Origin of the sequence: Veillonella parvula (assembly GCF_047241225.1) — a bacterium.
Taxonomy (GTDB): Bacteria; Bacillota; Negativicutes; order Veillonellales; family Veillonellaceae; genus Veillonella; species Veillonella parvula_O.
Map to the genome: position 1 here is coordinate 1 of NZ_JBKTIE010000010.1, position 4159 is coordinate 4159.

At 42.5% G+C, this 4159-nt stretch carries 1 protein-coding gene; it reads left to right on the top strand.

The genetic code is table 11. The annotated features are described in order from the left end of the window. Positions 1 to 390: 390 nt before the first annotated feature. The coding region (locus ACLRYO_RS09505) for an ESPR-type extended signal peptide-containing protein (protein ID WP_413084866.1) at positions 391 to 4159 on the top strand (3769 nt) is incomplete at its 3' end.

Consider the following 4159-nt stretch of genomic DNA (forward strand, 5'->3'; position numbering starts at 1 on the left):
TCTTCAGCTTGAACGAAGCTATGAAAGACGGCAATAATCGCGTGAAACCTGTGGACGAAAAAATGGCTCCTGCGATGGACGAACTTTCTACAGTAGACCTTCGCAAAGCGATTAATGCGCCCACAATTCAATAAAATAATTTAATAGAATGAATAAGAATATCGAGGACTGTCCGAGTGGGTAGTACCTCGATATTTTTTTATATATCGAAATAATCTAAACGTATAATTTCATGAAAATAAAATGAAAAAAATTTTACTTTTTCAGAAATATGTGGTATTTTAGTAATATATTTTTAAAAATATCGATATATTCTCATTGATTATCGATTTATTTCTAAGATTTTTATGTAAGTGGATATAGTTAGTTTGCTTTAAAGGAGAAAGATTAATGAATCGAGTATTTAAAGTGATTTGGAATCGCACAAAGGGCTGTTATGTTGTTGTGGCAGAAACAGCAAAGAACATGACGAAACGTTCCTCTTTGTCGGTTGTATTCTCTAAAATGGTAGGTACTACAGCAGTTGCCATTATGTTGACAGGCGTTATGATGCCTACGGATGCGTTGGGGGCACCTATTACAAGAGGTACTGGTGCGACAGCAGAAAATGACGGCGGTATTGCTGTAGGTGAAAGAACAAATGCTCGCGGTGACTATAGTGTGGCTATGGGTACAGACGCTACTGTTGGTAAAAATGATCCATCCGAATCTGAAAGCCAAAACGGTATCGCTATCGGTCATGGTGCTACAGTAAGTGTTAACCCTGCTACAGCAACACCAGGTATTACAGATAAGAGCGGTGGTATTGCCATCGGTCATGATGCGACAACTAAGGATATCAATACAATTGCTATTGGTACAAGCACTATCGGTCAAGGTGCGCAAGCTGTAGCTATTGGTCGTAATGCGCGCACAATTGCTAATAACGGCGTAGCTATCGGTAATGAAGCACGCGTACAATCCACGAACGGCTTTGCCCTTGGTAATAATGCACGTGCCGGATTTGATGAAGCTAATCAATTGATAGGCCTTGATAATGATCAGGCTTTCGGTTCCAATGCGCGTGCTTATGGTGGTTCATCCATGGCGTTTGGTAATAATGCAAAGGCGTCTAAAGGTGGTGCTGTTGCTATGGGTAACGGCTCTCAATCTCGCGGTGAGTGGGGCGTAGCCATCGGTAATGGTGCAAAAGCATTAGCACAAGGTGCCCGTGCTATTGGTGCTAACTCTACAGCTGATGCAACTAATGCAGCTGCTATGGGCTGGGATAGTGAAGCCACTGGAGCGTCCTCCATTGCTATAGGTGAAACAGCAAAGTCAACAGGTACTAATTCTATTGCTATCGGTACAGGTGCAAAGGCAACCGGTGAAAGTACTGTAGGAACAAATATTCCGACAAGTACGGTGGCTATCGGTCATGGTGCACAAGCGTTGGAAAATGGGGATGTTGTTATCGGTCGTTCCGCAAAGAGTATTGTTTCTACGGAACATGGAAATCCTGGATCTGGCGCTGTTGTTATGGGGGCGGATGCCGCTTCTTACGGTGCTCGTGGTGATGTAGCTATCGGTGCATCTGCGGAAACAAATGTAAAAATTAAGAACGCTGGTGGCACTGTTAATCCTAAATATGCTCAAGGTGTAGCTATTGGTAGCACTGCAAAAACTTATGGTACACAGTCTCTTGCATTGGGTGCAGATACAAGAGCTATCGGTAATTCATCTGTTGCCATCGGTGGTGATGATATCGATATGGCTCGTACTGAATTGGAAACAGCTGTGCCTCAATTGGCTGTAGGAAACGGTATTAAAAAGAGCTTTAACAAGGAAATTGAAGATAAATTCGCGGGCACTCTTGGTTCGGCATCTATTAATGTAAAAGGTAAATATGCAAATACAGCAGCTATCGGCGATGCAACTACGGCTATCGGTACATTGAGTGAAGCCTATGGTACAGGCTCTACAGCAATTGGTATCAACTCTTTGACTAAAGGCGTAGCCAGCACAGGTATCGGCATCATGGCACGTAGCTGGGGAATAAATTCTCTTGCTCTTGGTACACAGGTTGGTGCTTATGGTGATCGTTCATCCTCTATCGGTGATACGAACCAGGTCGGTTTAGATATGAAAGACGGTTCTAAATCCGGGAAAGAGTCTGCTGCTGTTGGTTCTAAGAATACGATTTACGGCAATCAGGCGTATGCTATTGGTGCAGGAAATACTATCGGTTCCGCTACTGTTGTGACCACGACGGAAGCAAACGGCAGTGGTGCAGGTGCTGACCAGGATAAAATTACAACTGTTACTGCCGGTACTGTTAAGGGTAATATGTCTGGTGCATTCGGCTATAAGAATAGTATTACAGCCGATAGTTCTTATGCAGTAGGTAGTAATTCCAATGTTTCCGCTGATGGAGCTATGGTTCTCGGGAACAATGCTTCCGTAACAGCGAAAAATGCTGTGGCTCTCGGTAATAATACAAAGGTAGATAATGAAAGTGCTGTAGCATTGGGTACAGGTTCTGAAACAGCAGCAGCTGTGGCGACACCTTCTGCAACTATTAACGGGACTGTACATAACTTTGCAGGTATTAACCCAGCATCTACCGTAAGTGTAGGCAAGGCAGGCATGGAACGGACCGTTACTAATGTAGCAGCAGGTCGTATTTCCGCTACTTCTACGGATGCTATCAATGGTAGTCAATTGCATGCTGTTACTTCAGAGATGGATAAGGGTGTGGCATATGCCGGTGATGTGAAAGCTGCATCGGCTACAGCTAATCAATTTACTCGTAAACTTGGTGAACAGACGAATATTATCGGTGGTGTGACTGATCCGACAAAATTGTCTGATAACAATATTGGTGTTGTATCTAATGGATCGGATACGTTGAATGTGAAACTAGCTAAAACATTGACAGGTTTGGACAGTGTTACAGCCGGAAATACAACGATCAATAATGGTGGCTTAACTGTAGACGGTAAGACTTATGTAACGCCAAACGGTATCAATGCGAACAATCAAAAGATTACCAACGTGGCGGACGGTAGCAATCCTAATGATGCGGTTAACTACAGCCAATTACAAAAGGCTATCGGCGGTACTGCGAAGGCATCTAGTGTAAAAGCAAAGGATACGAATGTAACCGTAACAGAAGGTACAAATGCAGCAGGCGGTAAGGAATATACTGTTGGCTTAGGTGATAAGATTACTGTAGGCGGTACGACAGCGGCACATCCTGTAACTGTGGACGGCACTACAGGTCATGTAACAGGTCTTACCAATACGGACTGGGATGTAGATCATCCTGTAGCTGTATTTGGTCGTGGCGCTACTGAAGATCAATTGAAGAAGGTTAACGATAAAGTTAACACGAATAAGTCCGCTATTGATAAAAATGCCGGAGATATCGCTAATAATAAGAATGATATCAATAAAAACAAGCAGGACATCGCCGATAATAAACAAAACATTGCGAAAAATGCCGGGGATATCGTGAATATTAATAAGACTCTTGATAAGGGTTTGAATTTCGCTGGTGATACTGGTGCTGTAAGCAACAGAAAATTAGGTGATACCGTAACTATCAAAGGTGGTGCTGATGCAGCTAAGTTATCTGACAATAATATTGGCGTTGTATCTGACGGTAATGGTACATTAAATGTAAAATTGGCCAAAGAATTACAAGGATTAACATCCACAACTTTCACAAACGGTGGTAATAATACTGTTATCAACGGTGATGGTATGACAATTAATCCTGCTGGTGGTAATAAGGTAAGCCTCACAAAAGATGGTTTAAACAACGGCGGTAATACGATTACCAATGTAGGACCTGGTGTGAACGGCACAGATGCAGTTAATAAAAATCAATTAGATAGTGCTATATCTGGTGCAAAGACAACTGTAAGCGGCAGTAATAATATTGAAGTAGTTTCATCAAGTAAGGCGGGTAGTGGTACAAATTACGAAGTGAAACTAAAAGATACAATAACATTGGGCTCTGATGCTACAAAACAAATTGCGTTGGACGGTACTACAGGCACAATCAAGGCTGGTGATAAAGTTACAATCGATGGCAATAAAGGTACTATTAAAGCTGGCAACGTAACAATTGACGGTGAAAACGGTACCATTAAAGCTGGCGACAAGGTAACTATCG